Consider the following 24,304-nt stretch of genomic DNA (forward strand, 5'->3'; position numbering starts at 1 on the left):
CTTTTATTCACAAGTAGGACAAGAATTCAGCTGCTGGCGTTTTTCACGCAGCTTTCCGAGGCCGAATCCCAAGTCGTACCGGGCGCACAGGATTGCGATTGCTTGCTGTGGCCTTGGCAGGCGAATGCGGACGAGGCGGACAGGGCAAGGGCCAGTGCGCAGAGTGTCGTGCGGATCATGATGGGCTCTCCTTGAACGGAAATTGCCCATTCAGCATAGCCGATTTCGGACGTTTCCGCAAAAGACAGGGGCCCGGATCGCGCAGCGCGACCCGGGCCCCGGCAAAAGCCGTTCCTGCGTCGAGGGTTACTCGCCGAACACCCGCTCGAAGATCGTGTCGACATGTTTGGTGTGATAACCAAGGTCGAATTTTTCTTCGATCTCTTCCTTGCTCAGCGCTGCGGTCACATCCGGGTCGGCCAGCAGTTCGGTTTTGAAGTCCTTGCCTTCTTCCCAGACCTTCATCGCGTTGCGCTGCACCAGGCGATAGGCGTCCTCGCGGCTGACGCCGGCCTGAGTCAGGGCCAGCAGCACGCGCTGGCTCATGACCAGACCGCGGAACTTGTTCATGTTGGCCAGCATGTTGTCCGGATAGACCACCAGCTTGTCGATCACCCCGGTCAGGCGCGACAGGGCGAAATCCAGGGTCACGGTGGCGTCGGGGCCGATGTTGCGCTCGACCGAGCTGTGGCTGATGTCGCGCTCGTGCCATAGGGCCACGTTCTCCATCGCCGGGATCACGGTCATGCGCACCAACCGGGCCAGGCCGGTCAGGTTCTCGGTCAGCACCGGGTTGCGCTTGTGCGGCATCGCCGACGAGCCCTTCTGGCCTTTCGAGAAGAACTCCTCGGCTTCCAGAACCTCGGTGCGCTGCATGTGGCGGATTTCGATCGCGATGTTCTCGATGCTGCTGGCGATCACGCCCAGCGTGGCAAAGAAGGCCGCGTGGCGATCGCGCGGGATGACCTGCGTGCTGATCGGCTCGGGCACCAGGCCCAGCTTTTCGCAGACATGCTCTTCGACGCGGGGGTCGATATTGGCGAAGGTGCCGACCGCGCCGCTGATGGCGCCGGTGGCGATCTCGGCGCGGGCGTCGCGCATCCGCGACAGGTTGCGGTCCATCTCGGCGTAGAAGCGCGCGAAGGTCAGGCCCATGGTGGTGGGTTCGGCATGAATGCCGTGGCTGCGGCCGATGCGGACAGTGTCCTTGTGCTCGTAGGCGCGGCGCTTGAGCGCGGTCAGCAGGCCTTCGAGATCGGCGATCAGGATGTCGGCGGCGCGGGTCAGTTGCACGTTGAAGCAGGTATCCAGCACGTCCGAGCTAGTCATGCCCTGGTGGACGAAACGGGCCTCATCGCTGCCGACATGCTCGGCCAGATGGGTCAGAAAGGCGATGACGTCATGCTTGGTCACGGCCTCGATCTCGTCGATGCGGGCCACGTCGAATTCCACGTCCTTGGCTTTCCAGACGGCCTCGGCGTTTTCGCGCGGGATGACGCCCAGATCGGCCATCGCGTCGCAGGCATGGGCCTCGATCTCGTACCAGATGCGGAACTTGGTCTCGGGCGACCAGACGGCAACCATTTCGGGGCGGGAATAGCGGGGAATCATGGGCGGCGGCACCTTTTTCGGTTGGCAATGGGTGTTGGCGCGGGTGATAGACTCGCCGGACCGTTGGGACAAGGCAGGAGACGCGGGATGAGACGGTTTGCCCTGATTTTGTTGGTTTGGCCCGGAATTCTGGCGGCCGACACGTTCCGACCGCTGACGGGCGCGCAGATTCTCGACGCCCTGTCGGGCCGGACGCTGGCTTATGACAACGGAGCCACACAGGTCTTCGAGCCGTCTATGGCCACGCAGTATTTCTCGGGTCGACCCAGCTCGGGGCGCTGGGCGGTGCGGGATGACAGATACTGTTCGATCTGGCCACCGTCTGACTTTTGGGCCTGTTACGATGTTCAGTCGGACGGTACGCGGATCCGATTTGTGGGAGAGGCCGGCGATGCGACAGTCGGCGTATATGCAGACTAGGCGGCAACGCAGGTCGGGCGGGCCCCCTGAGCAAAACTCTTTAAAAACTGGACAAGCGCGGGTTGCATCGCTCATCCTCAGGACGATGACACTAACAAATAGAGATATCAGCTTGTTTAAGAAAAACCTTTTTGCCATCGGCGCGGCTTTTTGGGTCGGCATGACGGGTGCGGGGCTGAGCGATACGCCGGTCACCTACACCGAAGGGGGGCGTGCGCTGTTTCAGTTCGATGTCCCGGATTTCTGGATGCTGCGCACGGGCGGCCCACGCGATCTTGAGGATACACAACTGGGCGATACCCGGTCCGTAAGCCGGGTGATGGCTGCGCGCCCGGTCACAGATGACTCGGTCTGGATCGGATTCGTTTCGCCGTTCGGCGTTGCCAGCATCGAGGACGGGGTCCGTTACTTGCAGGATGTCGACAAGTTTCTGGTGAAAAACCCAGAGGTGACAAGTGATGCGAACATGCGCATCGGCGGTTTGCCGGCCCGGGTCATTCGCGGCACCGGCACTCGTGACGGGCGCGGGATCAACTTCACTGCGACGGTGATCGACCTGCCGCGCAACCGTGTCGCGGTTGTGGTGACCATCCTGCGCGATGGTGCAGATCCTGGCTATGTCGAGGATCTGAATGCCATCTTCGCGTCATTCCGGTCAGTGCAGTGAGGGCGTGAAAATGGCAGGAACATTTTTAAAGCGATCCGTCATCGTTCTGGGGCTTGGGGCCGGGGGATTCACCCTCTCGGGCTGTGAGGGCGTCACGGTCGGCGTAGGATACGGATATGACCCGTTCTATGACTCGATGCTGTGGAACGACTACTACCGCAACGTGAATGTCGACATTGACGTGGACCGTCCTCCGCCGCCGGGTAAACCGCCGGGTGGAAAACCGCCGCCCAAACCCAAGCCGCCAATTGCGAAGCCGCCCGCGCGACCGAAACCTCCGATCGCCAAGCCGCCGGCGCGTCCTCGACCGCCCGTGGCCCGCCCACCGGCGGCACGGCCCCCGATCCACAGGCCTGCGCCACGGCGATAGGCCATCCGGAACGGGTAACGGTTCACGCCGGAGCCGCAACAGGTTCCGGCGGCAGCAGTTCGGTGGTGATATGCGCTGAATTTTCAAGCGTGCGGTGCACCGGGCATTTGTCGGCGATCTCAAGAAGCTTGGTCCGCTGGTCATTGTCCAGCGGTCCGTCCAGTCGGATCTTGCGGCGGAACTGGTCGACCTTTCCATCCCCGGCCAACCCCGCGTCCTGCGCGTGCACCTTGTTGTGACAGACATCCACGCTGATCCCGGTCAGGGGCCATTGCTTGCGTCGCGCATACATGCGGATGGTCATCGAAGTGCACGCCCCAAGCCCGGCAGAAACGAAGCCATAAGGCGACATGCCGCGATCGGTCCCGCCGTAAGAGGCCGGCTCATCCGCCACGGCATGATGGCTGGGACCTGATTGAATGTCCTGAAGAAATCCGCCTGGGTCCACTTCGGTCACGCGCACCACGCCTTCGGGCGCGCCCGGCGGCGGGGCGGGCGGCGACAGCGGGACATAGCGCGATACCCAGGCCGCGATGACGTCCGCGGCGTATTCTGCATCCTTCGAACGGGTGATCAGGTGGTCTGCGTCATCCAGCGTGACAAAGCTTTTGGGGTGCTTGGCGGCCAGAAAGATCGTGCTGGCATTGTCGATGCTGACTGTTTCGTCGCGCGGCGCATGCAGGATTAGCAGCGCGGCCTTCAACTCGGCAATCGAGGGCGTCAGTTCGGATTCAGAGATGTCGCGCACAAACTCTCGGCCGATGCGGATGGGGCGCCCACCCAGCAGAACTTCGGCGCTGCCATCCTGTTCGATCTGGCCCCGTGCGTCTTCAAAGTGATGAGCCACATGGCCGGGATCGGCCGGGGCGCCGATCGTGACCACCGCCTTTACCGAGGGTATACCGGCCCGCGCCCGCAAGACCGCGGCCCCGCCCAAAGAATGCCCGACAAGCAGGTCGGGCGCCATGTTCCGGCCCGCAAGAAACTGCGCAGCGGCGATCAGATCCTCAACGTTCGAAGTGAAAGTCGTGTTGGCGAACTCGCCGTCGGAATGGCCAAGGCCCGTGAAGTCGAACCGGAGAACGGCAAATCCCATCGCGGCCAGCCGCGCGCTGATGCGCCGGGCCGCAGGTATGTCCTTGGAGCAGGTAAAGCAATGAGCAAAAAGCGCAGTTGCCAGCACCGGCCCATCGGGGAGATCCAGCCGAGCAGCCAGTCGGCCACCATCGTGACCGGAAAATGTGACGCGTTCTGTGGGCATGTCGAGTCCTCAGGCTGTGATGCTGGGCGCAATACTGTGAACAAGGCAGTGCAGTCTCAACCCTTGTGACAGGACCGTCACGGGAAGGTGAGGGCGCAGGCGATGATCGTGAGGCGCCCTTTGTCAGGGCGTTGATCACAATCTGTGAAGTCTAAGCGAACAACAATTCGTTTTAATAATGATTCAGAAGCTCCCATGTTCGGCCTAACCGAAACAAAGGATCAAGGAGCGCGGAGATGACACATTCGACAAACGTGGCGCATTTCGAAGTTGCACAGGTCGGTACGGCGGTTGCCGTCTTTCTGGCCACGGCCATCGGATTTGCCGCCGGACTGCACTGGCCCCAAGACACGTTTTCGCCAGGCGCATCGGCAGAGCCGGTGCTTGAGGATTGGCACGGAAATGTGCGTCGCTCTCACTGGGCGGATTGAGGCCTAGTCGAGCCCCATAAGCGCGGAATCGAACGGGTAGCGGGTCAGGTTCTCGTAGCCATCTTCGGTGATCAGAACCTGATCTTCCAGCTTAATCGAGAAATCGCCGCCGACTTCGCCCACGGCGGCCTCGACGCACAGCACCATGCCCGGTTCCAGCGGATAATCATATGAGCCTGGCACTGCCTTGTCGGGATAAGCCACCAACGGCCATTCGTCGCACAGGCCCACGCCATGCATCAGGCAGCCGTACTTCTGTGCTTGGAACTTGTCGTCCAGCCTGTGGCAGTTGGCGGTCAGGTCGGGGATCATCACGCCGGGCTTCAGCATCTCCATGTTGGTCATGATGTGCTCGTGCGCGTGCTGCATGGCATAGATCATGTCGGGGCGGGGTTTTTCATCCCCGATCCACCAGGTGCGCGAGATGTCGACGCAAATGCCGTAGCTGCCGATCAGATCGGTATCAAAGGCGATGATTTCATTCTTCTGAGTAATCCGCGGCCCGCATTCCTGAAACCACGGGTTGGTACGCTGGCCTGAGGCCAGCAGACGGGTTTCGATCCACTCGCCGCCGCGCTTGATGTTCTCGGCGTGCAGAACGGCCCAGATGTCATCTTCGGAGGTCTTGCCGTCGCCCACATGGGCGCGGGCGAACTTCTCCATCTCGGCCACGGCGGTTTCACAGGCGTGGCTGGCGCAGCGCATGGCCAGGATCTCGTCAGGGCCCTTGATGGCGCGGGTCTTTTCGGTGACCTCTTCGCCCTCCATGATCTCGAAACCCTGCGCCTCGAGCGCGCGGAGGCCGTGCAGCATGATCTTGTCCACCGCCAGCCGGGTGTGGCCGGGGGCGTGGTCCTGCATCAGCACGCGCACCTCGTTGGCGAACACGTCCGCCTGTACGTCCACCTTGTCGCCCCGGTCGAAATAGAACAGGTCCGCGCCCGAGCGCTGCTCGCGCACCAGCGGGTTGAATTTCGACAGGAAGGGCGAGTTCTTGTAGTCCCAGATCACCATGTAGCCATCGGCGCACAGCAGCACCGCCCGGAACGGGTTGTGCGTGTTCCAAAGCTGCATGTTGGTGCTGTCGGTCGCATAGCGGATGTTGAGCGGGTCGAACATCAACAGCCCGCCATAGCCCCGGTCGACGATCGCCTGGGTCAGCCGTTTCCAGCGATAGTCGCGCATGCGGTTCAGGTTGGGCAGTTGCAACCCGGCGGCGGCCCATTCGCTGAATGCAAGTTGGGTGGGGCCGATCTCGATCCGGTCATTGTCGTTCGGCGTGCCGTCGCCCAGCGTCGCGCCGCGGCTGGGGTCGATCTTGCGGGTGTCTCGGTAGTGGTGGTTCACGGCGCGCCTCCCTGCATGCCGGTTCAGCCTGACGGGGCAGGGCGGCCCCGTCTGGGTGAATTGCGACGATTTGCCAGTCGCTTTTTGACCGACAAGGTCCGTTTGGGGTGCTAACCCAAGGCCATGACAGCCATTCTGCAACAGACTCTGCCCTACGATCCGATCCACCAGCGACCGCTGCCGGGGATCGCGCCGACCACGATGGATGACTGGCTGCATCGCGATGATGCCTTCGCCGCGCAGATGCGCCACCGCCAGCACCTGCTTGAAACCCGCCGGGATAACGTTCTGGCGCTGGACCCGGAGACCCACCCCGCCGCCGTCGAACTGCTGGACGTGGTTCTGGCGCAGGCCTATCCCGATGCGAGCGACACCGCAATGCGGTCAGATGGGGTCGCTGTACCGATTGACCGCGACAATCCTTTGGATACGCTTTGCCTGCTGGCGCAGGAGGATTTCTGCATCCTGCAGAAACGAGGCGACGAGCATGTGCTGACCGGGGCCATCCTGTGCTTTCCCGCCAGCTGGCGTCTGTCCGAGAAATTCATGCGACCACTGATCGACATTCACGAGCCGGTCGACAGCTACGATCTCAACATCGCGCGCCGGGTACAGCGCCTGTTCGACGGGATTCAGGTCGGCCGGCCTTTGTGGCGGTTCAACGCGCTGTGGTATGACGACCCCGAGTTGCACCAGCCCCGCAGCGCCAGCGCCCCGCGCGAGATCCGTGACCGTGGTACCACCCGGTATCTGCGCAGCGAGCGGCAAACGCTTTTGCGGTTGCCCGAGACACGGGCCGTGGTGTTCTCGATCCACACCTATGTCGTGCCGGTCGAGCACCTGCCAGAAATGGAAAACCCCGCCTGATGGCGGGGCCTCCAAGGAGGGTCTTCTGGTAATTCAGTTACAGTCCGATCGCATTGGCGACATCGGCAAAGGCACCACTTGAGTTCAGCGACACGATGGCGACCGTATAGGCCAGGACCTGAGTGTTCAGGCGAAAGTCTTCGCCCCGGATGAGGTTCACAGCGGCCATCGACAGAGCGATCGGCGCCGACAGGCTGGCAACGGCACCGGTCAGGGCCCAGCTGGTCAGTCGCAACGCGTCACTGGGCCGGTCTTCATCGCCATCCGTCGCGGTCGGTGCATCGGAAACGGGTGCGTCGGCCTCGTCGGAACGGAAGGCGATGCTGAGCAATTGCTCATCGGTCAATTGAATCGGGCGCGGCGGCTTTGCCGGCGATTTGACGGCCTCCTGGTTATCAGTTGCAGCGGGCTCAAGGCCCGCGAAAGGTCCGCTGACCGCCTCGAACGCCTCGCGGCGGTTCCGCTGCTTGCGTGGCATCAACGAGTCAAACGCGCCCATGAACTGTTCGATCGTCAAAACGGTTTTCGGCGACAGCCATTCCACTCGTTGCGTCGAGCAGATGTCGACCATCCGATACAGCATGACGACAAGCATCAATTCGGAGATCTCGGGGTCATCCACCAGGCCGGAAACAGGCGAGACCGAGATCACCAATCGGTTGCGCGGTCGTGCCGCCGATGGGCGCACCATGGTCTTCAGACCAACCGTACGGTCCAGACGCCCATAGCGGTCGCTGGTCTCCCGGGGTTCGGACTCGAGGGTCAAACGGACAAGGTACTGGCTGGACACGATGGTTGCCTCGGTCTGGCTCAGCAGGGTCTTACGTTCCACAAGATGCCCGTAGTCCTCAAGAGTTGCCACCACAATATGGCCGAACCGCTCCAACGCGCCGTTCGTGTCGCCGTTGAATTGCAGGCCGCCGTGGTATCTGTGCTTCGTGGTCACAGTCTTGCCCTCTGCCGTACGAATACTGAACCAACACTCTAGTTGGTGATGAGGGTTAAATTTTGACCATATTGCAAAAAAATGAATTTTTGCGACGATTGATTACGCTTTGGAAACCAAGAAATTAGAGCTTTCCGCCCGACACTGTGGCAGCAATGTGGCGGAATTGAGTGCGGCGGTCAGGTTGCTGACAAAGCCTCAGTTGTCGATTCGAGCGGCCATGATCGCAATTGATTTTTGGTAAACCGATGCGGCATTCCATTGCTGGATCACCGCAAAATTCGGTTCGCCGGGTTGATAGCCCCGGCCGGGTTTCCACCCTTTCTGCCGAAGAAAATTTGCGGTTGAGGCCAACGCATCCGTCATGTTGTAGAAGTCCACGCGCCCGTCACCCGTGGCGTCCACGCCATAGGTCAGAGCATTGCCGGGCAGAAACTGGGTGTGGCCCAACTCGCCATGTTTTGCCCCTTTTGTTGCCACCGTGATCGCCCCCTGATCGACCAGTTTCAGCGCTCCGATGGCATGGGGAACAAAGAAGTCGGACCGGCGACAATCGTAGGCCAATGTTGTGATTGCGGAAACAACCTGGCTGTCGCCCATGAAGTTTCCGAACCCGGTTTCCATGCCGTGAATGGCAATCAGAACGCCGGCCGGGACACCGTACTGACGCTCCAGCGCCGCGTAGAATTCCGGGTTTCGGGCCTTTCGCTTGCGGCCCTGGGCCACGATCGTATCCGCCCCTCGAACCTTCATGAACTTGTCGAGGGAGTATTTGAAGCTTTTTTGCCCCCGATCCGCGGCGATGGTTCGCGTGGCGTATTGGGTTTGCGCCAGAGCCTGCAGCCCTTTTTTCTTTACTCCGGCTTTGCGCGCCTGCTTGGCAAAATCGGCCTTCCAGGCTTCAAAACCAGCGCCTGTGTTCCCGCAGGGAGCGGACTGCGCCGCAATGGGTGCACTCAGTGCAATGAAAACGGACAGGACCGTAAGGCGCATGGCGACCTCCTGGAAATCAGGGCAGGGTGGGTGCGATAACGTACAGGGCTTTCAGGGCCTCGCTGGGTTCAATCCCGGGGAGTGCGGCGCGAAATATCTCTTCCATCGTGCCTTGTGCATACATCTGCGACAGGATCTCATCGACCATCAGGCGAAAGTCATCATCGCCGCGTGCAAGGGCCAGGCCCTGTTTTTCAATCGTCAGAATCTCCTGCGAGATTTTGAAGTCGTCCTTCAATCCAGCTGCCAGATAATTCACCAAAAGGATGGATTGGTCGGCGAAATAGGCGTCGATCTCTCCGTCCCGCAAAGCCTTGATCCCGTCGGGATGCGAGGCGAACCGAACGAGCTTTGCCTCGATCCCCGCTGATCCGAACGAGTTGAACACGGCTTCTTCGGTGGTCGTGCTGCTGCGCATGCCGACTTTCTTGCCGGAAAGCGACGCCATCGTGACTTCCGCATCTATCGGCAGCAAAACGGATGTTCCGTCTACGAAGATCGGGATCGAGAAATCAACGGTTTCCCGCCGCGACAAGGTTATTGTCGCCGCGCCGCACAACAGGTCGATCTGGCCAGAGGCGACCATGTCAAAGCGTGTATCCGACTGCACCGGAATGAATTGTGCGGTGAGGTCGTCCGCACCCAGTCGGCTGGCGATGGCTCGGGCAACTTGGTCGCAGACCATCACGGACAACCCGTCGGGTCGCTCCTTGTCGTTGATGAACGAAAGCGGGGCAGCATCTGTACGAAACCCAAACCGGATTTCGCGTGTTTCTTTGATCCGGTCGATCGTCTGCGCAGCAGCGCCTGAAACAAGAAGTGCTGCAGAGAGGGTCAGGGCGAGAAGGCGCATGAAAAATCCTGATAATTGAATTGATCTTCAGCCTAGCGGCAAAGGCGCCTGTCACAAAGGGAAATATCGGGGCCTTGCACCACTGAAAAGGGGCGCCCGACAGGACGCCCCCCAAGGTCTTTTCATTGGACTTCCGACCGGGGTCAGCAGCTGTAGTACATGCCGTATTCGACCGGGTGCGGAGTGTGCTCGTAGGTTTCGACCTCTTCCATCTTCAGTGCGATGTAGCCGTCGATCTGGTCTTTGGTGAACACGTCGCCCTGCAGCAGGAAGTCGTGATCGGCCGCCAGACATTCCAGCGCCTCGCGCAGGCTGCCGCAGACGGTCGGGATACCGGCCAGTTCTTCGGCGGGCAGATCGTACAGGTTCTTGTCCATTGCTTCGCCCGGATCGATCTTGTTCTTGATGCCGTCCAGGCCGGCCATCAGCAGTGCCGCAAACGCCAGGTAGGGGTTTGCCGACGGATCGGGGAAGCGGGCCTCGACGCGCTTGGCCTTCGGCGATTCAGTCCACGGGATACGGACGCAACCCGAACGGTTGCGGGCCGAGTAGGCGCGCAGAACGGGGGCTTCGAAGCCCGGGATCAGGCGCTTGTAGCTGTTGGTCGACGGGTTGGTGAAAGCGTTCAGGGTCTTGGCGTGCTTGAGGATACCGCCAATGAACCACAGGGCTTCGTCCGACAGATCGGCATATTTGTCGCCTGCAAACAGCGGCTTGCCGTCCTTCCAGATCGACATGTTGACGTGCATACCGGTGCCATTGTCGCCTGCGATCGGCTTCGGCATGAAAGTGGCCGACTTGCCGTAGGCGTGCGCGACGTTGTGGATGACGTACTTGTATTTCTGCAGCTCGTCGGCCTGCTTGGTCAGGCTGTCGAAGATCAGGCCCAGCTCGTGCTGGCACGAGGCCACTTCGTGGTGGTGCTTGTCGACCTTCATGCCCAGACGCTTCATGGTCGACAGCATTTCCGAACGCAGGTCCTGTGCCTCGTCGATCGGGTTGACCGGGAAGTAGCCGCCCTTGACGCCCGGACGATGGCCCATGTTGCCCATCTCGTATTCGGTGTCGGTGTTCCAGGACGCATCGGTTGCATCAACTTCGTAGGATACCTTGTTGATGCTGTTCGAGAAGCGCACGTCGTCGAACAGGAAGAACTCGGCCTCGGGGCCCATGTAGGCCACGTCGCCAACGCCCGAAGACTTCAGGTAGGCTTCGGCCTTCTGCGCGGTGCCGCGGGGGTCACGCTCATAGGCTTCGCCGGTATCGGGTTCCACGACCGAGCAGTGCAGGCAGATAGTCTTTTCCGCATAGAAGGGATCGACATAAGCGCTTTCGGTATCGGGCATCAGTTTCATGTCCGATGCTTCGATCGACTTCCAGCCGGCGATGGACGAACCGTCGAACATGAAGCCTTCCTCAAGGAAGTCTTCGTCGACCTGGTCGGCCATGACGGTCACGTGCTGAAGCTTGCCACGCGGATCGGTGAAGCGGATGTCGACATACTCGGCACCCTCGTCTTTGATCAGCTGAAGAACTGCGTCCTTGCTCATTACTATGTTCCTCTAGATTGCAGAATTGGTTTTACAGCGCGTCCGAGCCGGTCTCGCCGGTCCGGATGCGAATGGCTTGTTCAACGGACGAGACAAAGATCTTGCCGTCCCCGATCTTGTCGGTCTTGGCGGCCGACACGATGGCTTCGATGGCCGCATCGACCTGATCGGCATCCAGAACTACCTCGACTTTGACCTTGGGCAGAAAGTCCACCACATATTCCGCGCCGCGGTACAGTTCGGTGTGTCCTTTCTGGCGTCCGAAGCCCTTGACTTCGATCACGCTGAGGCCCTGGACACCAACGTCCTGCAGGGCCTCTTTCACTTCGTCCAATTTGAACGGCTTGATGATCGCTTCGATCTTTTTCATCCGGGCTCACCTCGCATGGTTGTCAGAATGGCAGTGATCACGTCTAAGATCGGGCGGCAATGCGATTGCCGAATTGACCGTCTGCTGGTGAAGGGATTCTGGGCGGCGGGCCAATTTTTAGGCAAGTTGCACAAAAAGTAATCAGATTTGAATCGCGCGAGGGTTTCGGATGCCAAAACTGTTGAGTTCGTCCCAGATGAGGGCGGCTGAACGCGCCGCAATTGAATCCGGCCTTGTCACCGGCCTGGAACTGATGGAGCGCGCAGGTCGCGGTGTGGTCGAGGCCGTCTTTGAAACCTGGCCTGACCTCGCGGCCGGGTCCGGCCGGGCCGTTGTGTTCTGCGGGCCGGGCAACAATGGCGGCGACGGTTTTGTAGTTGCGCGCATTCTGAAAGAGTGGGGGTGGGTCGTGGACCTCTTCCTGTTGGGCGACCCCGAGAAGTTGCCTGCAGACGCGCGGGCGAATTATGAGCGCTGGTGCGCGATGGGTTCGTGCCATGGGCTGTCTGATGACGCGCTCGATGCCTACGCAGCGGCCTGTTCGGATACTGTTCTGGCGGTTGATGCCTTGTTCGGAACCGGGCTGACGAGACCGGTAGCAGGGCTGCCCCGCACAATGCGTAAATTGGGCCAGTGGAAAGCGTCACAGTCGGAAGGTGGTTGCCCACGTGTCGTCTGTGTGGACATTCCCAGCGGCCTATGTGCCGACAGTGGTCGGCGTCTGGTGTCCGAGGGATTTGCCCCCGAAGACTGCGCCGTTTCGGCCAACCTCACGGTGACGTTTCATACCGTAAAGCCGGGCCATTATCTGGCCGAGGGACCAGAGTGCTGTGGCAGGATCTCCGTTGTCGATATCGGTCTGCCGGCTCTGTCAGTTGAAGAAACGCCGGATCAACGGCCGAGCGTGTTGTTGGGCCCCGAAAATCTGCCTGATCTGCGGAAATCGGCTTTCCATCACAAATACGGCCACGGTCATGCGCTGATCCTGACAGGCGACACAGGTAGAACAGGTGCCGCGCGATTGGCTGCCCGCGGAGCGTTGCGCGTGGGCGCCGGTCTTGTCACACTGGGTGTCCCTCCCGCCGCATTGCAGGAAGTCGCCAGCCAAGTCACCGCGGTCATGATTGAGCAGATCGCAGGCGCGGATGGGCTGGCCATTGCATTGCGGGACCAACGCCTGAACGCGCTGTGCCTGGGGCCCGGATTGGGCCTGGACAAGGCCCGATCGCTGGTCCCTGTGGCGCTAGAGTCCGGAAGACCAACCGTGCTGGATGCCGACGCTCTTTCGGCATTTGCTGAAAATCCAGCGTCACTGATGGCGATCCTGAATAAAAACTGCGTCCTGACACCGCACGGCGGTGAATTCGCCCGTCTGTTCCCCGACATCTCGGCCAAGCTTTCCTTACATCCCAAGGATGGACCAGCTTTCTCAAAGGTTGATGCCGTGCGCGAGGCGGCCGGCAGGGCAGGGTGCGTGGTTCTTTTCAAGGGACCGGACACTGTGATTGCGGGTCCGGACGGTCGGTGCTCGATCCATTCAGCCCACTATGATCGGGCCGCGCCGTGGCTGGCGACCGCAGGAGCGGGCGACGTGTTGGCGGGTTTTTTGACCGGGCTGCTGGCACGTGGATTGCACCCGCTGAATGCCGCCGAAACCGCCGTCTGGCTTCACGTGGAATGCGCGCGCGCTTTTGGCCCGGGATTGATCGCGGAAGACCTTCCCGAGCAACTGCCCGGAGTGCTCAAGCGTCTTCAGATATGAAGTTCTTGCGTGTTCCCAAGGCGCAAGGCTAGAATATCGGCAGGATTTTGCTGTCAAGACTGCGCAAATGCATAGCGAGTGTTTGCCAAACGCATGGCCGGATGGCAGAATTCTCTTGCGGGCCGTCTGAAGCCTGCATGCGTTTGTTGTTAAAATATTGATAACACGGACATTTTGCTTTGCTGCCACTTTGTCTTTGTGGCGGATTTGCAATGATCGAGCTGAATGGCGTAGGGGCCTCTGGAACCGGACAGTTCCACTGAACATCTGGGCAGTACCTGAAACCCGAACCTTTCATGGTGAGTGCTATGACATTGAATATCAAACTCTCCTCAGTCGCCGCTGTTCTTGCGGCCACCACGGCCATCCCCGCCGCGGCAGAGCTGAAATACGAGAACAACAGCGGTGGCTATGTTCTGCTATATGGGCAGTTCAACCCGGCAATCATCTCGGTTGACGACGGCCAAGAGACCGATACCCGCCTGCTGGACAACGACCTGTCCAACAGCCGCGTCGGCCTGAGCCTGATGCAGCCGTTTGGCCAGAACGAGTTCACGTTCCGCTTTGAAACCGCGCTGGGTCTGCCGAACTCCAGTGAGTGGAACCAGCTGGGCACCGATTTTAGCGGCTGGTCCCGGGAAGACATTCGTCACGTGGATTTTGCGCTGAAAGGTGGCTGGGGTAAATTCTCGGCCGGTCAGGGCAGCATGGCGTCTGACGGTGCAGCGGAAACTGACCTGTCTTATGTCGGCACCGCGCTGTATTCGTTCACCAACGATGAAAACTCGGGCTTCTTCTACCGCGGAACCGACGGAACCCTCAGCGACATCACCGTCGGCGACTCCAGCAGCAACTTTGACGGCGCGCGTCGTGGCCGCGTGCGGTATGACACGCCGGAGTTTAGCGGCTTTTCGGCAAGCTTCGCCTATGGTCAGAACATCCTGTCCAGCAGTGATGACGACGACTATTACGACGTTGCTCTGAACTACAACAACACCTTTGCCGGTGGCGTCGAGTTCGCGGCAAGCGTGGCCTATGCAGTGCGTGATTTCGACGATGGTTCCGGCGACCGTGAAGACACGATCGGCTCGGCATCGGTACTGCTGCCCAGCGGCTTCAGCTTCACCGCTGCCGCCGGTACCCGAAATAACGTGTCGGGCGAAAGCGATCCCAACTTCTGGTACACCAAGATCGCCTACGAGGATAATTGGGTGTCCTGGGGCAAGACCGGTATCGGCATCGACTACTATGATGGTTCCGATTTCAACACGGACGGGTCCAGCACCGAGTCCTGGGGTATCGCGGTGGTGCAGCGCATCGACAGCATCAACACCGATGCCTACCTGAAATATCGCAACCACGACTTCAACGACGGAACGTCGTTTGACAAGAACGAAGCTTGGGTCCTGGGGGCCCGCTGGAAGTTCTGATCCTGATGTTGTTGTGAATTCGTGGCGCCCCGGCTCTGTCCGGGGCGTTTTTTGTGGGGCAGGGTGGCAAAACAAGGCCAATCTGGCACCTTGCCCCTTGCCCTTCGGCGGCTAGGCAAATAGAAGGCGTCAAATTTGCCCGGCGCGCCCGTTTTGCGCGCCCCGAATCCTATGGGGACTACCAGAATGCAGGTTACCGAGACGCTGAACGAGGGTCTGAAACGCGGCTACAACATCGTTGTTACCGCCGCCGAGCTGGACGAGAAGGTCAATGAGAAACTGATCGAAGCTCAGCCGGAAATCGAGATGAAAGGCTTCCGCAAGGGCAAGGTTCCCATGGCACTGCTGAAAAAGCAGTTTGGCCAGCGCCTGTTGGGCGAAGCAATGCAAGAAACCATCGACGGTGCGATGAACAAGCACTTCGAAGACAGTGGTGATCGTCCGGCGCTTCAGCCTCAGGTCAAGATGACCAACGAAGACTGGAAAGAAGGCGACGACGTTCACGTCGAAATGTCCTATGAAGCTCTGCCGGAAATCCCCGAAGTTGATCTGAAATCGGTCGAGCTGGAAAAGCTGGTCGTCAAGGCGGACGACGCAGCCGTGGAAGAAGCCCTGCAGAACCTGGCTGAAACCGCTCAGGATTTCAAAGCCCGCCGCAAGGGATCAAAGGCGAAGGAAGGCGATCAGGTCGTTATCGATTTCGTCGGCAAGGTTGACGGCGAGGCCTTCGAAGGCGGTTCGGCCGAGGATTACCCGCTGGTGCTGGGCTCGAACAGCTTCATCCCCGGTTTCGAGGATCAGCTGGTTGGCGTGAAGGCCGAGGAAGTCAAAGACGTCACCGTTACGTTCCCCGAAGAATACGGTGCCGAGCACCTGGCCGGCAAAGAGGCCGTGTTTACCTGCACCATCAAAGAGGTAAAGGAACCTGTTGCCGCCGAGATCAACGACGAACTGGCACAGAAGTTCGGCGCTGAGGATCTGGCTGCGTTGAAGGCACAGATTGCCGAACGTCTGGAAGCCGAATACGCAGGTGCGTCGCGCGCGGTGATGAAGCGCGCTCTGCTGGACGCGCTGGACGAGAAAGTGTCGTTCGACCTGCCGCCGACCCTGGTCGAAGCCGAAGCCAAGCAGATCGCACATCAGCTGTGGCACGAAGAAAACCCCGAGGTGACCGATCACAACCACGATGAGATCGAGCCGACCGAAGAGCACAACAAACTGGCTGAGCGCCGCGTGCGTCTGGGCCTGTTGCTGGCCGAGCTGGGCCAGAAGGCTGAAGTCGAAGTCACCGACGCCGAGATGACCCAGGCGATCATGAACCAGGCTCGCCAGTACCCGGGTCAGGAGCGTCAGTTCTTCGAGTTCGTTCAGCAGAACGCTCAGATGCAGCAGCAACTGCGCGCGCCGATCTTTGAGGACAAGGTTGTGGACTACGTGGTCGAGCTGGCCAAAGTGACCGAAAAGGAAGTCAGCAAGGAAGAGCTGCAGAAGGCAATCGAAGCCCTCGAAGAGGAATAAGCCGCTTTTACTGGTCGGTCCGGGTGCCGCCGCACCCGGTCTGTCAAATGGCGATTGTCCGGACAGAATGAAATGAAAACAGGCCCTCTTCGGAGGGCCTTCTCTGTTGCTGCCGAGAACCGGAACGTATGGCGTCAGCGGCGGATCGGTTGCAAAAATTAGAGCGGAGCCGCCTGTAATGGGACGGCTCCGCATGGGTGGCTTTTGGACTTATGAGGTGAGGGGGTCAGGCCTCATGAGCAAAAGCACGGGGGGTTTGCAACAGAGCGGTTTTCTGCTCTGGGGTGAAGCGGTCCGACAGGCTCTCGATCAATTTGAGTACTGCCCGGACTTCTTCTTTCGTCGTCGCAGCGTGCATCTGCTCGACGAAGTATTTCTCAAGATCGGTCAGTGGCTGGTGGTCAAGATTGGCGGCACCGGCCTGTGCAAGCTTGGCTTGCTGACCCGAATTGAACAGTTCGAGCGCCTGATCGTCGGTCAGGAACACGTCGTAGTCGATGCTCGAATACTCGCGGATCGATTGGATACGCTCGTCCGAACAATCCATTAGGGCGGCCATTGCGACCACTTTGCCCATCGGCTTGGCCGTTCCGACATAGTCGTACGGAGCATTTCCGGACCGTTGCAGCACCCGGTTCATAACCGGATCAATGACCGCGACCGAGTCGAGCACTCCAGCTTCCTGGGCGTATTCGAATGACCCAATCATGACCTCACTGGTCACGTAGGATACGGAATTCTTGCCACGTCCCCGGCCGAGCCTTTTCGTGTCAACACAGAACCGCGTGGCTTCCCAGACTTGGGCGCTGCGGATTGGCGGCTCGTCATCAAGGATCGAGCTGAACACATCGGCCAGCATGTGCGGGCCGGTCGTCTGCAAGAGGCGCATGCACCCAACGACGTCCCCCTCGTCGTTGATGCTGACCACGTGTGCAGGATTGAGCGAGTCGAACTGATCGAATTCGCGCCCGTCCTGGATGTTCACTTCCCAGCCCAAGCGATCCCCGAACACGCGTGCTCGCAGCTTGAACATCTCATCCAAGACGTCTTTGAACTTATGCTGGTTGATGCCATCAATAACGATGATCATTCCATCCCCCTACAGTTTGGTTACCGTAAGGAGCAGATTAACCAAGTTTCGAAAGAAGACTATTGGGGATATCCCGTATTTTTCTGCCTTAATTGTTAACCGGGGTAAATTAACCCCAGACCAATGGCACGGCCGATCGCCTGGGCTGTCGTAAGTGCGCCCAGTTTCTCTCGTCCGGAACGCATGTGCACCTCGACCGTCCGGTGCGAAATGCACAGAATATCTCCGATATCCTGCTGGGACTTGCCCTCGGCGACCCATTGCAGGATTTCTTTTTCGCGCGAGGATAGGGTCGGAAGGTATAGAGCCTTGGCCAAAAGGCCCGATTGCATGACGGTGTCATGTGCGTGAACCGCGGCCATCTGCAGGTCACCCATCACGTGCTTCTTAAGCTTTTTCCATTCCTCGTCCGTGCAATCCTTGGTCACGCTGAGCAAGCCAGTTTCGCCATAAGGCCCCCGAACTGGAACCGTCAGGCCGCGGTCGGTGATCCCGAAATCATGAGCGTCACGGAACACCGCGTTGAACTTGTCGTCGTGATTGAAGCGGCCCCAGTCCACCGGCGCGATGCTGAGCGCCGACTGATACAGGGTGGGATCAAGGTGATGATAGCCTTGTGTGGCGTAGTGGATCTTCCACTCATCCGGGTAGTTTGCGTAACCTTGGACGTCACCATTCACGGGATGGGTCGTCGCATAGGACGCATAGTCGAATCCAAGTTCGTTGCAGACAGAATTAATTATGTCGTAAGCCGACCGTTCATCATGATCAATTGTGGCCAAGTCAATAAGTTTCACTCGTCCAACCTTTGTCCCATCGGCATTTCCCCCGAAAAATGCCGTATCTGTCCGTATCACAGCCTACGTTGCGTCAATCTGAACAGATTGCGCAACCCATTTGTACATATCACATGGAGTTATTGAGTGCTAATGGCAACAGACAACCTCCGGATTACTTCATCCTGTGAGGTATTCGCGGTCAAATTGAACGCTGTATAGACCGATGTCGATTGCCCCATTTACGCTATTCGGACCGCAAGCCGGTTTCAACCAGCATTCCGCGAGCCTTGGCTTCGGGGTAGTACCCCTTTGCATAGAGGAAGATCGCGCGCTGCTGGTCGCCGTCGGCCAGCATCCAGGCCCCGCGAAGATACTTGCCCGCGTATTCCAGATTGGTGTCCGCATCCAGAAGCCCCTTGGCGTCGCCCTTGTAGCCCATCGAACGAGCGGTGGCGGGAAGGATCTGCATCAGGCCGTAATATGGCCGGTTCGTCGCCCAGGGGCGATGCGTGCTTTCGCGGATCGCCAGCTTATGGACCAGTTCCCGCGGCAGTTCATAGTGATCAGCCCATTTGTTGATCGACTCGCGCAATTCAGGCGTTTCGTTAGGGTAAAGCGGCGGCTCGAATGCCTGTTCCTTCGTCGCTTTGCCAGATGGGTCGCTGCAGGCGGCAATCGGGGCAGCCAGAAGCACTGAAAGCAATATTCGACGCAGGACCTTTGCCATGCAACTTCTCCGGGTTGTTACGCGGCTGGATGATACGAAAGTGGCCCCGGGTCGCAAGTCCGGCGCGCTGCGGTGGCCAAAAATTGCCAGTAGAAAAGAAAAAGGCCGCGCAATGCAGCGCGGCCTTTAAGATAAACCGACCTGATCGGATCAGGCTTTGGGTTCGTCTTCCTCGGTCGTAGCATCGGCGACAACCAGTTCTTCGTCTTCCGAAGCGGCCGAGCCGATGTCGTCGAACAGTTCCGCGATTTCAAAATCTGCGGCGGCCTCTTCTTCAGCGGCCAGTTCCTGGATCGACTTGCCCGATGCCTGAAGTTCGGCTTCTTCTTCCGAGCGGGCAACGTTCAGTTTTATTTCGACTTCGACTTCGGGGTGCAGCTTGACGGAAACCGTGTGCAGACCCAGCTCTTTGATCGGCGAGACCAGAACGACCTGCTTCTTGTCAACAGTGAAGCCAGCAGCGGTCGCGGCATCGGCTGCGTCACGCGGGGTGACCGAGCCGTACAGCGCACCGGCGTCCGATGCCGAGCGAATCACGATGAACTGCTGACCGTCCAGCTTTTCAGCCAGAGCTTCAGCTTCTTTCTTGGTTTCCAGGTTGCGGGCTTCCAGCTGCGCTTTCTGGGCTTCGAACGAGGCGATGTTGGCCTCGGACGCGCTCAGCGCTTTGCCTTGCGGCAGCAGGAAGTTGCGGGCGTATCCGGGCTTGACGTCGACGACATCGCCCATCTGACCCAGTTTCGCAACGCGTTCCAGAAGGATAACTTGCATATCAGTCTCTCCTTACTTCACGGCGTAGGGCAGCAGGGCGAGGAAGCGGGCGCGCTTGATGGCGCGGGCCAGTTCACGCTGCTTCTTTGCCGAAACGGCGGTGATGCGCGAAGGCACGATCTTGCCGCGCTCGGAAATGTAGCGCTGCAGCAGACGGGTGTCTTTGTAGTCGATCTTCGGCGCGTTCTCGCCCGAGAACGGGCAGACCTTGCGGCGGCGGAAAAACGGTTTTGCGGCCATGGTTTGGTGTCCTTTCCTCAGGCGTTGATCAACGGCGCTCGCGGCGGCCATCGCGCTCATCGCGCTTCTGCATCTGGACCGAGGGGCCCTCGGGATGTTCGTCGACCTTGATGGTCAGAACGCGCATCACGTCTTCATGCAGGCGCATCAGGCGCTCCATTTCCTGAACGGCGCCCGACGGAGCGTCGGTCTTCAGGAAGGCATAGTGGCCCTTGCGGTTTTTGTTGATCTTGTAGGCCATCGTTTTGACGCCCCAGTACTCGCTGTCGACGATCTTGCCGCCGTTGTCAGCCAATACGGTGCCAAAGTGTTCGATCAGGCCCTCGGCCTGCGCGTTGGACAGATCCTGACGCGCGATCATTACATGCTCATACAGTGGCATGTTCACTCCTGTTTATATCAAGGCGCATTTCATAGGCGGGGCCAGCAACCCTTCGCGACCCTGCCACGAGAGGCTGCGCGGTTCATGCGTATTGCGAAGGATGGCCCCGTATACACGTTTCTGGATGGGGGGCAAGCCCTGCCATGAATGCCTTTCTCACGCCGCCCAATTACCTTTGGGCTGCCCAAATCCTGACGCTTTTCGGCTTGAGGTTGTTTGCAAGCCCGGCGTTACCCGGGGGGTCTCAAGAAACTTGGACAGGGCAAAAGCGATGGCCGTCATGAACACGAACACATTTCAACAGTCCGCAGCCGGCGCAGCATACGACAAATCCGTGCCCGTGCTTATTTCCTTTGCACCGAACTGGAAGGCCCGGTTGGTCCTGTTCCGTGTGCTGGGTGCATTTCTGATCGTATCGGCCTTTTCGATGTGGCTGATGCCGGGTTCGGTCATCGGCGCCGATGTCTGGACCATCAAGTTGGTCGCGTCGCTGATGTTCCTGATCCTCGGGGTGAGCCTGCTGACCATCGAGGTTCTGGATCCGCGTCCCGACGCATATTTCGACCCGATCCGCCGCGAAGTTCGGGTGCTGCAGAAGAACGAAAACGGGCGTCCGCAGACCGTGCTGCGCCGCAGCTACGATACGTTGGGCGGAGCCCGGTTCGTGGACGACCAAGTTGAACTCTTTGAAGTCGATGGCAGCCTTCTGATGAAGCTGCCGCTGGAATCGGCGGATGTCAGCCGAGCGCTGAAAGGGCAACTCAGCGGAAGCGTAACAATTTTCGCCTGAATTTTATTCTGTTCATTGAGGAACAGAATTTGTGAGAGAATGAAGGTTGTGTGCCGCCCATGGGCGGCACATCTTTGTTTTGGAGCAACCCAACCGGTTTGCGCTTTGAAAACTTTCGGAGATTGCCATGAAATCCACCCTTATTGCAGCAGCACTTGCCACGGCGGCGACCTCGGCCATCGCGGCCCCGGAGAAATACGTTCTGGACCCGAGCCACAGCCAGGTTGTTTTCAGCTACAACCATCTTGGCTTTTCGACCACCACCGGCATGTTCTCGGGTTTCGAGGGCGAGATCATGTTTGATCAGGAAGATCCAGCAGCGTCGAGCGTGACGGTTTCGATGCCCGTGGTCGAGATGATCACCGGCTGGAAACCCCGTGAAGATCATTTCATGTCCGAAGATTTCTTCGCGGCGACTGCCGAGGAAATGGTGACATTTACCTCGACCTCGATCGAGGTGACGGGTGAGAACACCGCAAAGATCACCGGGGACCTGACCTTGAATGGTGTGACCAAGCCAGTGGTTCTGGACGCCAAGCTGAATCAGGTCGGCGAGCATCCGATGGCGGGCAAGCCTTGGGCCGGGTTCGATGCCACCACCACCCTGGTGCGCAGCGATTTCGAACTGGGCAAGTTCGCGCCTTTCGTCGGAGATGAAGTTGCCATCGCGATTTCGATCGAGGCGCAGAAGGCCGACTGATCCGGGCCTCAGAACTAGAGAAACCGCCGGTGGCCGATGCCCCGGCGGTTTTTTCGTGTCGTCGGCTTACTGAGCGTTGCGTGTTGCCGTCAACTCGACCGAAACGGTGACGGCGAAGGCCAACGAATCCTCTTTCGGCATCGATTGGCCAACCCCGAAGTCGAGGCGGTTGAGGTCCATCCTGCCGGACATTTTGGCAGTCTCGCCTTTGATGTCCAAAGAGAAGGGCAATACAACGTCCAGTGTTTGATCGCGGATGGTCAGCGGACCCCTTGCTTCATACCCCGTTTCGGTTTTGTAGATCTCGGCATCGAACTGGGCCGTCGGGAATTGCGACTTGTCGAAGAAATCAGCTCCCATGGCCTGATCGGTTACCGTACCCAAGCTTAAAGACCCGATGGAGACCGTGACCTCTGCCGACCCGGCCGGACCGGGTTCGACGGGGTCGTCAAACGTGATTGCGGCGGTCCAGTCTGAAAACTGACCGGTTACAGGGTTGCCCAGTTGTGTGATCGTGATGGCAAGCGCGCCTTCTTCCACCTGCCAATCCGATTGAACGGCCGCCAACTCGGCCGTTTCAACCTCGGCATCTGGCTTGTCTGAAAAACTGCCGGTCAGCAGGCCGGCTGACAGAACGCCAACCCAGACAAGCCCAGCAGCCGCGGCGGGAACCATCGAGTGCTTCTGTTCCGGCGGAACCGGCGCAGCGGACGCCCCGGGCAACATTCGCCGCAAAGTACTGTCCTTGTCGATGACGTGGTGTTTCAGTGCTCCGGCGATGTGCAGGGTCAAAGCTGCGACGAGAACCAGCATGAAAAGCCAGTGCAGCGTTGCCATCACCTCGGCCAGATGCTCGGACTTCGGCACCAGTGGCAGGTTCTGCCCAAATGGCCAAAGGATGGGCGCGAAGCCTTCGGTAGCAGCGTGGTCGATCCAACCAGACAGCGGAACCAAAACCAAGGACCCGTACAGCAGCCAATGGACCGTCTCGGCCGCAAAGGCCTCGGGCTTGTTGTCGGCGTTCAACAGTCCGGGCTTGGTTTGGGTGACCGCCCAGAGAATGCGTGTCAGCGCAACGAAGAAGACAGTGATCCCTACGGTTTTGTGCAGGGAAAACAGCCGGGCGGCTCGGGCAAGATCGGCCTCGGTGGTGGGGATGGTCGGGTCATAGATTGCATGGGCCAGGTTGTTGGCGAACCACCCCAAGGGCAAGGCGGTGAAGATCAACAATGCGGTCAGCCAGTGGAATGTCTTGGTCACGCTGCCATAGCTGACATTGGTGTTGGTTAGGGACATTGATCTTGCGCTCCGGGTTTTCTGCTGTGGCCAAGGTAACCGTGTGACGCACATAGACAATAGCGTGTGGCGCACAGACCCGGTGCCGTCACGCAGAGTGCAGGCAGTGCTTGTGCCGGACCCTCACTCGGTTTACACCCCGGCGCAACCTAACGTCATCCAAGAGGTTGCAATGACACTTGCGTTCGTTTTTCCGGGGCAGGGCGCCCAGACCGTCGGCATGGGCAAGGCGCTGGCCGACGCTTATCCGACCGCCAAGGCCGTGTTTGACGAGGTGGACGAAGCGCTGGGCGAAAGCCTCAGCAGCCTGATCTGGGATGGCGACATCGAGACCCTGACTCTGACGCAGAACGCGCAGCCGGCGTTGATGGCCACATCGATGGCGGCGATGCGCGCGCTTGAGGCCGAAGGGGTCGATGTGACACGGGCCGCCTTCGTGGCCGGTCATTCGCTGGGCGAATACTCGGCCCTTGCCGCAGCCGGCGCGCTGAGTGTCGCGGACACTGCTCGCCTGCTGCGCACCCGCGGTCAAGCCATGCAGAGCGCCGTTCCGGTGGGCGACGGCGCGATGGCCGCGATCCTGGGACTGGACCTCGACGCCGTTCGCGCCGTGGCCGAAGAGGCCGCACAGGGCGAGGTGTGCCAGGCTGCCAATGACAATGACCCTACGCAGGTCGTGGTTTCAGGTGCCAAAGCCGCCGTTGAACGCGCCGCTGAAATCGCCAAGGAAAAGGGCGCGAAGCGCGCTGTGATGCTGCCGGTCAGCGCTCCGTTCCATTGTGCCCTGATGCAGCCTGCCGCCGACGTGATGGCCGAAGCTCTGGCGGGAGTCGAAATCAAGGCGCCGGAGGTTCCACTGGTTGCCAATGTCCGCGCCGAGGCGGTGACCGACCCCGACTTGATCCGGCAATTGCTGGTCGAACAGGTCACCGGTTCGGTCCGGTGGCGCGAATCCGTTCAGTACATGGTGGCGCAGGGTGTGACCGAAGCGTGGGAGATCGGTGCGGGCAAGGCTCTGTCGGGCATGATCCGCAAAATCGACCGGTCCATTGCCTGCTCCGCCGTTGGTACGCCGGAAGACGTTCAAAAAGCGCTGCAGGCAGGCGATTAACTCAAAGCTGGTCCGACAGGAC

The 24,304-nt window shown here is 59.7% G+C and carries 27 protein-coding genes; 11 read left to right on the forward strand and 16 right to left on the reverse strand.

Translation table 11 applies throughout. The features are described from left to right. Nucleotides 1–26 precede the first annotated feature (26 nt). Together ACR0LD_RS02840 and purB are read right to left on the reverse strand one after the other, a co-directional pair. Nucleotides 27–179 carry an adenylosuccinate lyase gene (locus tag ACR0LD_RS02840; protein WP_141138470.1) on the reverse strand — a complete coding sequence of 51 codons (153 nt, stop codon included), beginning with the start codon at nucleotides 177–179 and terminating at the stop codon, nucleotides 27–29. A 127-nt stretch (nucleotides 180–306) separates the two neighbouring features. Beyond that, nucleotides 307–1,611 carry an adenylosuccinate lyase gene (purB, locus tag ACR0LD_RS02845; RefSeq protein ID WP_170538714.1) on the reverse strand — a complete coding sequence of 435 codons (1,305 nt, stop codon included), beginning with the start codon at nucleotides 1,609–1,611 and terminating at the stop codon, nucleotides 307–309. An 87-nt stretch (nucleotides 1,612–1,698) separates the two neighbouring features. Here purB and ACR0LD_RS02850 point away from each other — a divergent pair, with 87 nt between their 5' ends. The 3 genes from ACR0LD_RS02850 (at nucleotide 1,699) to ACR0LD_RS02860 (ending at nucleotide 3,068) form a co-directional block, all read left to right on the forward strand. Further along, nucleotides 1,699–2,031 carry a hypothetical protein gene (locus ACR0LD_RS02850; RefSeq protein WP_170358721.1) on the forward strand — a complete coding sequence of 111 codons (333 nt, stop codon included), beginning with the start codon at nucleotides 1,699–1,701 and terminating at the stop codon, nucleotides 2,029–2,031. Between the two features lie 112 nt (nucleotides 2,032–2,143). Then, entirely contained in the window at nucleotides 2,144–2,698 is a 555-nt protein-coding gene (locus ACR0LD_RS02855; protein ID WP_244952358.1) for a hypothetical protein, read from the forward strand. 10 nt (nucleotides 2,699–2,708) lie between these two features. Next, nucleotides 2,709–3,068 (forward strand): hypothetical protein, encoded by a 360-nt coding sequence (locus ACR0LD_RS02860; protein ID WP_170338034.1) that lies wholly within the window; start codon nucleotides 2,709–2,711, stop codon nucleotides 3,066–3,068. A 22-nt stretch (nucleotides 3,069–3,090) separates the two neighbouring features. Here the strand turns inward: ACR0LD_RS02860 and ACR0LD_RS02865 are convergent, their stop codons facing one another. Beyond that, nucleotides 3,091–4,329 carry a bifunctional alpha/beta hydrolase/OsmC family protein gene (locus tag ACR0LD_RS02865; protein WP_480635576.1) on the reverse strand — a complete coding sequence of 413 codons (1,239 nt, stop codon included), beginning with the start codon at nucleotides 4,327–4,329 and terminating at the stop codon, nucleotides 3,091–3,093. A 236-nt stretch (nucleotides 4,330–4,565) separates the two neighbouring features. On the opposite strand from ACR0LD_RS02865, the gene ACR0LD_RS02870 reads away from it, so the two are divergent. After that, nucleotides 4,566–4,760 carry a hypothetical protein gene (locus tag ACR0LD_RS02870; protein ID WP_170338541.1) on the forward strand — a complete coding sequence of 65 codons (195 nt, stop codon included), beginning with the start codon at nucleotides 4,566–4,568 and terminating at the stop codon, nucleotides 4,758–4,760. Nucleotides 4,761–4,763: 3 nt separating this feature from the next. On the opposite strand, the gene dddP is transcribed toward ACR0LD_RS02870, so the two are convergent. Beyond that, a complete protein-coding gene (dddP, locus tag ACR0LD_RS02875; RefSeq protein ID WP_480635577.1) occupies nucleotides 4,764–6,107 on the reverse strand; it encodes a dimethylsulfonioproprionate lyase DddP in 1,344 nt (447 codons plus the stop codon). Nucleotides 6,108–6,230: 123 nt separating this feature from the next. Here dddP and ACR0LD_RS02880 point away from each other — a divergent pair, with 123 nt between their 5' ends. Then, nucleotides 6,231–6,974, forward strand: coding sequence for a heme-dependent oxidative N-demethylase family protein (locus ACR0LD_RS02880; RefSeq protein ID WP_480635578.1), 744 nt, complete (start codon nucleotides 6,231–6,233; stop codon nucleotides 6,972–6,974). A gap of 37 nt (nucleotides 6,975–7,011) precedes the next feature. Here the strand turns inward: ACR0LD_RS02880 and ACR0LD_RS02885 are convergent, their stop codons facing one another. The 5 genes from ACR0LD_RS02885 to ACR0LD_RS02905 form a co-directional block, all read right to left on the reverse strand. After that, nucleotides 7,012–7,920 carry a hypothetical protein gene (locus ACR0LD_RS02885; RefSeq protein ID WP_480635579.1) on the reverse strand — a complete coding sequence of 303 codons (909 nt, stop codon included), beginning with the start codon at nucleotides 7,918–7,920 and terminating at the stop codon, nucleotides 7,012–7,014. A gap of 198 nt (nucleotides 7,921–8,118) precedes the next feature. Next, nucleotides 8,119–8,913, reverse strand: coding sequence for a lytic murein transglycosylase (locus tag ACR0LD_RS02890; RefSeq protein WP_170338547.1), 795 nt, complete (start codon nucleotides 8,911–8,913; stop codon nucleotides 8,119–8,121). Between the two features lie 16 nt (nucleotides 8,914–8,929). Next, nucleotides 8,930–9,766, reverse strand: a complete 837-nt coding sequence (locus tag ACR0LD_RS02895) for an amino acid ABC transporter substrate-binding protein (RefSeq protein WP_170358729.1) — start codon at nucleotides 9,764–9,766, stop codon at nucleotides 8,930–8,932. A 143-nt stretch (nucleotides 9,767–9,909) separates the two neighbouring features. After that, nucleotides 9,910–11,316 carry a type I glutamate--ammonia ligase gene (glnA, locus tag ACR0LD_RS02900; protein WP_093962421.1) on the reverse strand — a complete coding sequence of 469 codons (1,407 nt, stop codon included), beginning with the start codon at nucleotides 11,314–11,316 and terminating at the stop codon, nucleotides 9,910–9,912. A gap of 31 nt (nucleotides 11,317–11,347) precedes the next feature. After that, on the reverse strand, nucleotides 11,348–11,686 hold the full coding sequence (locus ACR0LD_RS02905; RefSeq protein WP_093962420.1) for a P-II family nitrogen regulator: 339 nt from the start codon (nucleotides 11,684–11,686) through the stop codon (nucleotides 11,348–11,350). A 169-nt stretch (nucleotides 11,687–11,855) separates the two neighbouring features. On the opposite strand from ACR0LD_RS02905, the gene ACR0LD_RS02910 reads away from it, so the two are divergent. From ACR0LD_RS02910 to tig, 3 genes are all read left to right on the forward strand, one after another. Next, nucleotides 11,856–13,448, forward strand: a complete 1,593-nt coding sequence (locus ACR0LD_RS02910; protein WP_480635580.1) for an NAD(P)H-hydrate dehydratase — start codon at nucleotides 11,856–11,858, stop codon at nucleotides 13,446–13,448. A gap of 308 nt (nucleotides 13,449–13,756) precedes the next feature. Continuing rightward, nucleotides 13,757–14,878, forward strand: coding sequence for a porin (locus ACR0LD_RS02915; RefSeq protein ID WP_480635581.1), 1,122 nt, complete (start codon nucleotides 13,757–13,759; stop codon nucleotides 14,876–14,878). Nucleotides 14,879–15,064: 186 nt separating this feature from the next. Beyond that, nucleotides 15,065–16,396 (forward strand): trigger factor, encoded by a 1,332-nt coding sequence (tig, locus tag ACR0LD_RS02920; protein WP_170340026.1) that lies wholly within the window; start codon nucleotides 15,065–15,067, stop codon nucleotides 16,394–16,396. Nucleotides 16,397–16,622: 226 nt separating this feature from the next. Here the strand turns inward: tig and ACR0LD_RS02925 are convergent, their stop codons facing one another. The 6 genes from ACR0LD_RS02925 to rpsF all read right to left on the reverse strand — a co-directional run bounded on the left by ACR0LD_RS02925 (nucleotide 16,623) and on the right by rpsF (nucleotide 20,385). Further along, nucleotides 16,623–17,486 carry an acyl-homoserine-lactone synthase gene (locus ACR0LD_RS02925; protein ID WP_480635582.1) on the reverse strand — a complete coding sequence of 288 codons (864 nt, stop codon included), beginning with the start codon at nucleotides 17,484–17,486 and terminating at the stop codon, nucleotides 16,623–16,625. Nucleotides 17,487–17,581: 95 nt separating this feature from the next. Beyond that, nucleotides 17,582–18,283 (reverse strand): helix-turn-helix transcriptional regulator, encoded by a 702-nt coding sequence (locus ACR0LD_RS02930; protein ID WP_170338055.1) that lies wholly within the window; start codon nucleotides 18,281–18,283, stop codon nucleotides 17,582–17,584. Nucleotides 18,284–18,509: 226 nt separating this feature from the next. After that, on the reverse strand, nucleotides 18,510–18,992 hold the full coding sequence (locus tag ACR0LD_RS02935) for a transglycosylase SLT domain-containing protein (protein WP_480635583.1): 483 nt from the start codon (nucleotides 18,990–18,992) through the stop codon (nucleotides 18,510–18,512). 150 nt (nucleotides 18,993–19,142) lie between these two features. Beyond that, on the reverse strand, nucleotides 19,143–19,763 hold the full coding sequence (rplI, locus tag ACR0LD_RS02940; protein ID WP_480635584.1) for a 50S ribosomal protein L9: 621 nt from the start codon (nucleotides 19,761–19,763) through the stop codon (nucleotides 19,143–19,145). Nucleotides 19,764–19,775: 12 nt separating this feature from the next. Next, the gene (gene rpsR / locus ACR0LD_RS02945) at nucleotides 19,776–20,003 is read right to left on the reverse strand and encodes a 30S ribosomal protein S18 (protein WP_005608650.1); all 228 of its coding nucleotides are present in this window, start codon (nucleotides 20,001–20,003) and stop codon (nucleotides 19,776–19,778) included. 28 nt (nucleotides 20,004–20,031) lie between these two features. After that, on the reverse strand, nucleotides 20,032–20,385 hold the full coding sequence (gene rpsF, locus ACR0LD_RS02950; RefSeq protein WP_093962413.1) for a 30S ribosomal protein S6: 354 nt from the start codon (nucleotides 20,383–20,385) through the stop codon (nucleotides 20,032–20,034). A 280-nt stretch (nucleotides 20,386–20,665) separates the two neighbouring features. Between rpsF and ACR0LD_RS02955 the strand changes: the two genes are divergently transcribed. After that, complete coding sequence (locus ACR0LD_RS02955; protein ID WP_244952357.1) at nucleotides 20,666–21,175, forward strand: hypothetical protein; 510 nt, start codon at nucleotides 20,666–20,668, stop codon at nucleotides 21,173–21,175. A gap of 127 nt (nucleotides 21,176–21,302) precedes the next feature. Further along, nucleotides 21,303–21,875: a YceI family protein gene (locus ACR0LD_RS02960; RefSeq protein ID WP_093962996.1), complete on the forward strand. Its 573-nt coding sequence runs from the start codon at nucleotides 21,303–21,305 to the stop codon at nucleotides 21,873–21,875. A 66-nt stretch (nucleotides 21,876–21,941) separates the two neighbouring features. Here ACR0LD_RS02960 and ACR0LD_RS02965 read toward each other — a convergent pair whose 3' ends face one another. Beyond that, complete coding sequence (locus tag ACR0LD_RS02965) at nucleotides 21,942–23,171, reverse strand: cytochrome b/b6 domain-containing protein (RefSeq protein ID WP_480635585.1); 1,230 nt, start codon at nucleotides 23,169–23,171, stop codon at nucleotides 21,942–21,944. 172 nt (nucleotides 23,172–23,343) lie between these two features. On the opposite strand from ACR0LD_RS02965, the gene fabD reads away from it, so the two are divergent. Continuing rightward, nucleotides 23,344–24,282 carry an ACP S-malonyltransferase gene (gene fabD, locus ACR0LD_RS02970; RefSeq protein WP_480635586.1) on the forward strand — a complete coding sequence of 313 codons (939 nt, stop codon included), beginning with the start codon at nucleotides 23,344–23,346 and terminating at the stop codon, nucleotides 24,280–24,282. The last annotated feature ends 22 nt before the right edge of the window (nucleotides 24,283–24,304 follow it).

The sequence above is a fragment of the Ruegeria sp. BF8 genome (assembly GCF_056538625.1).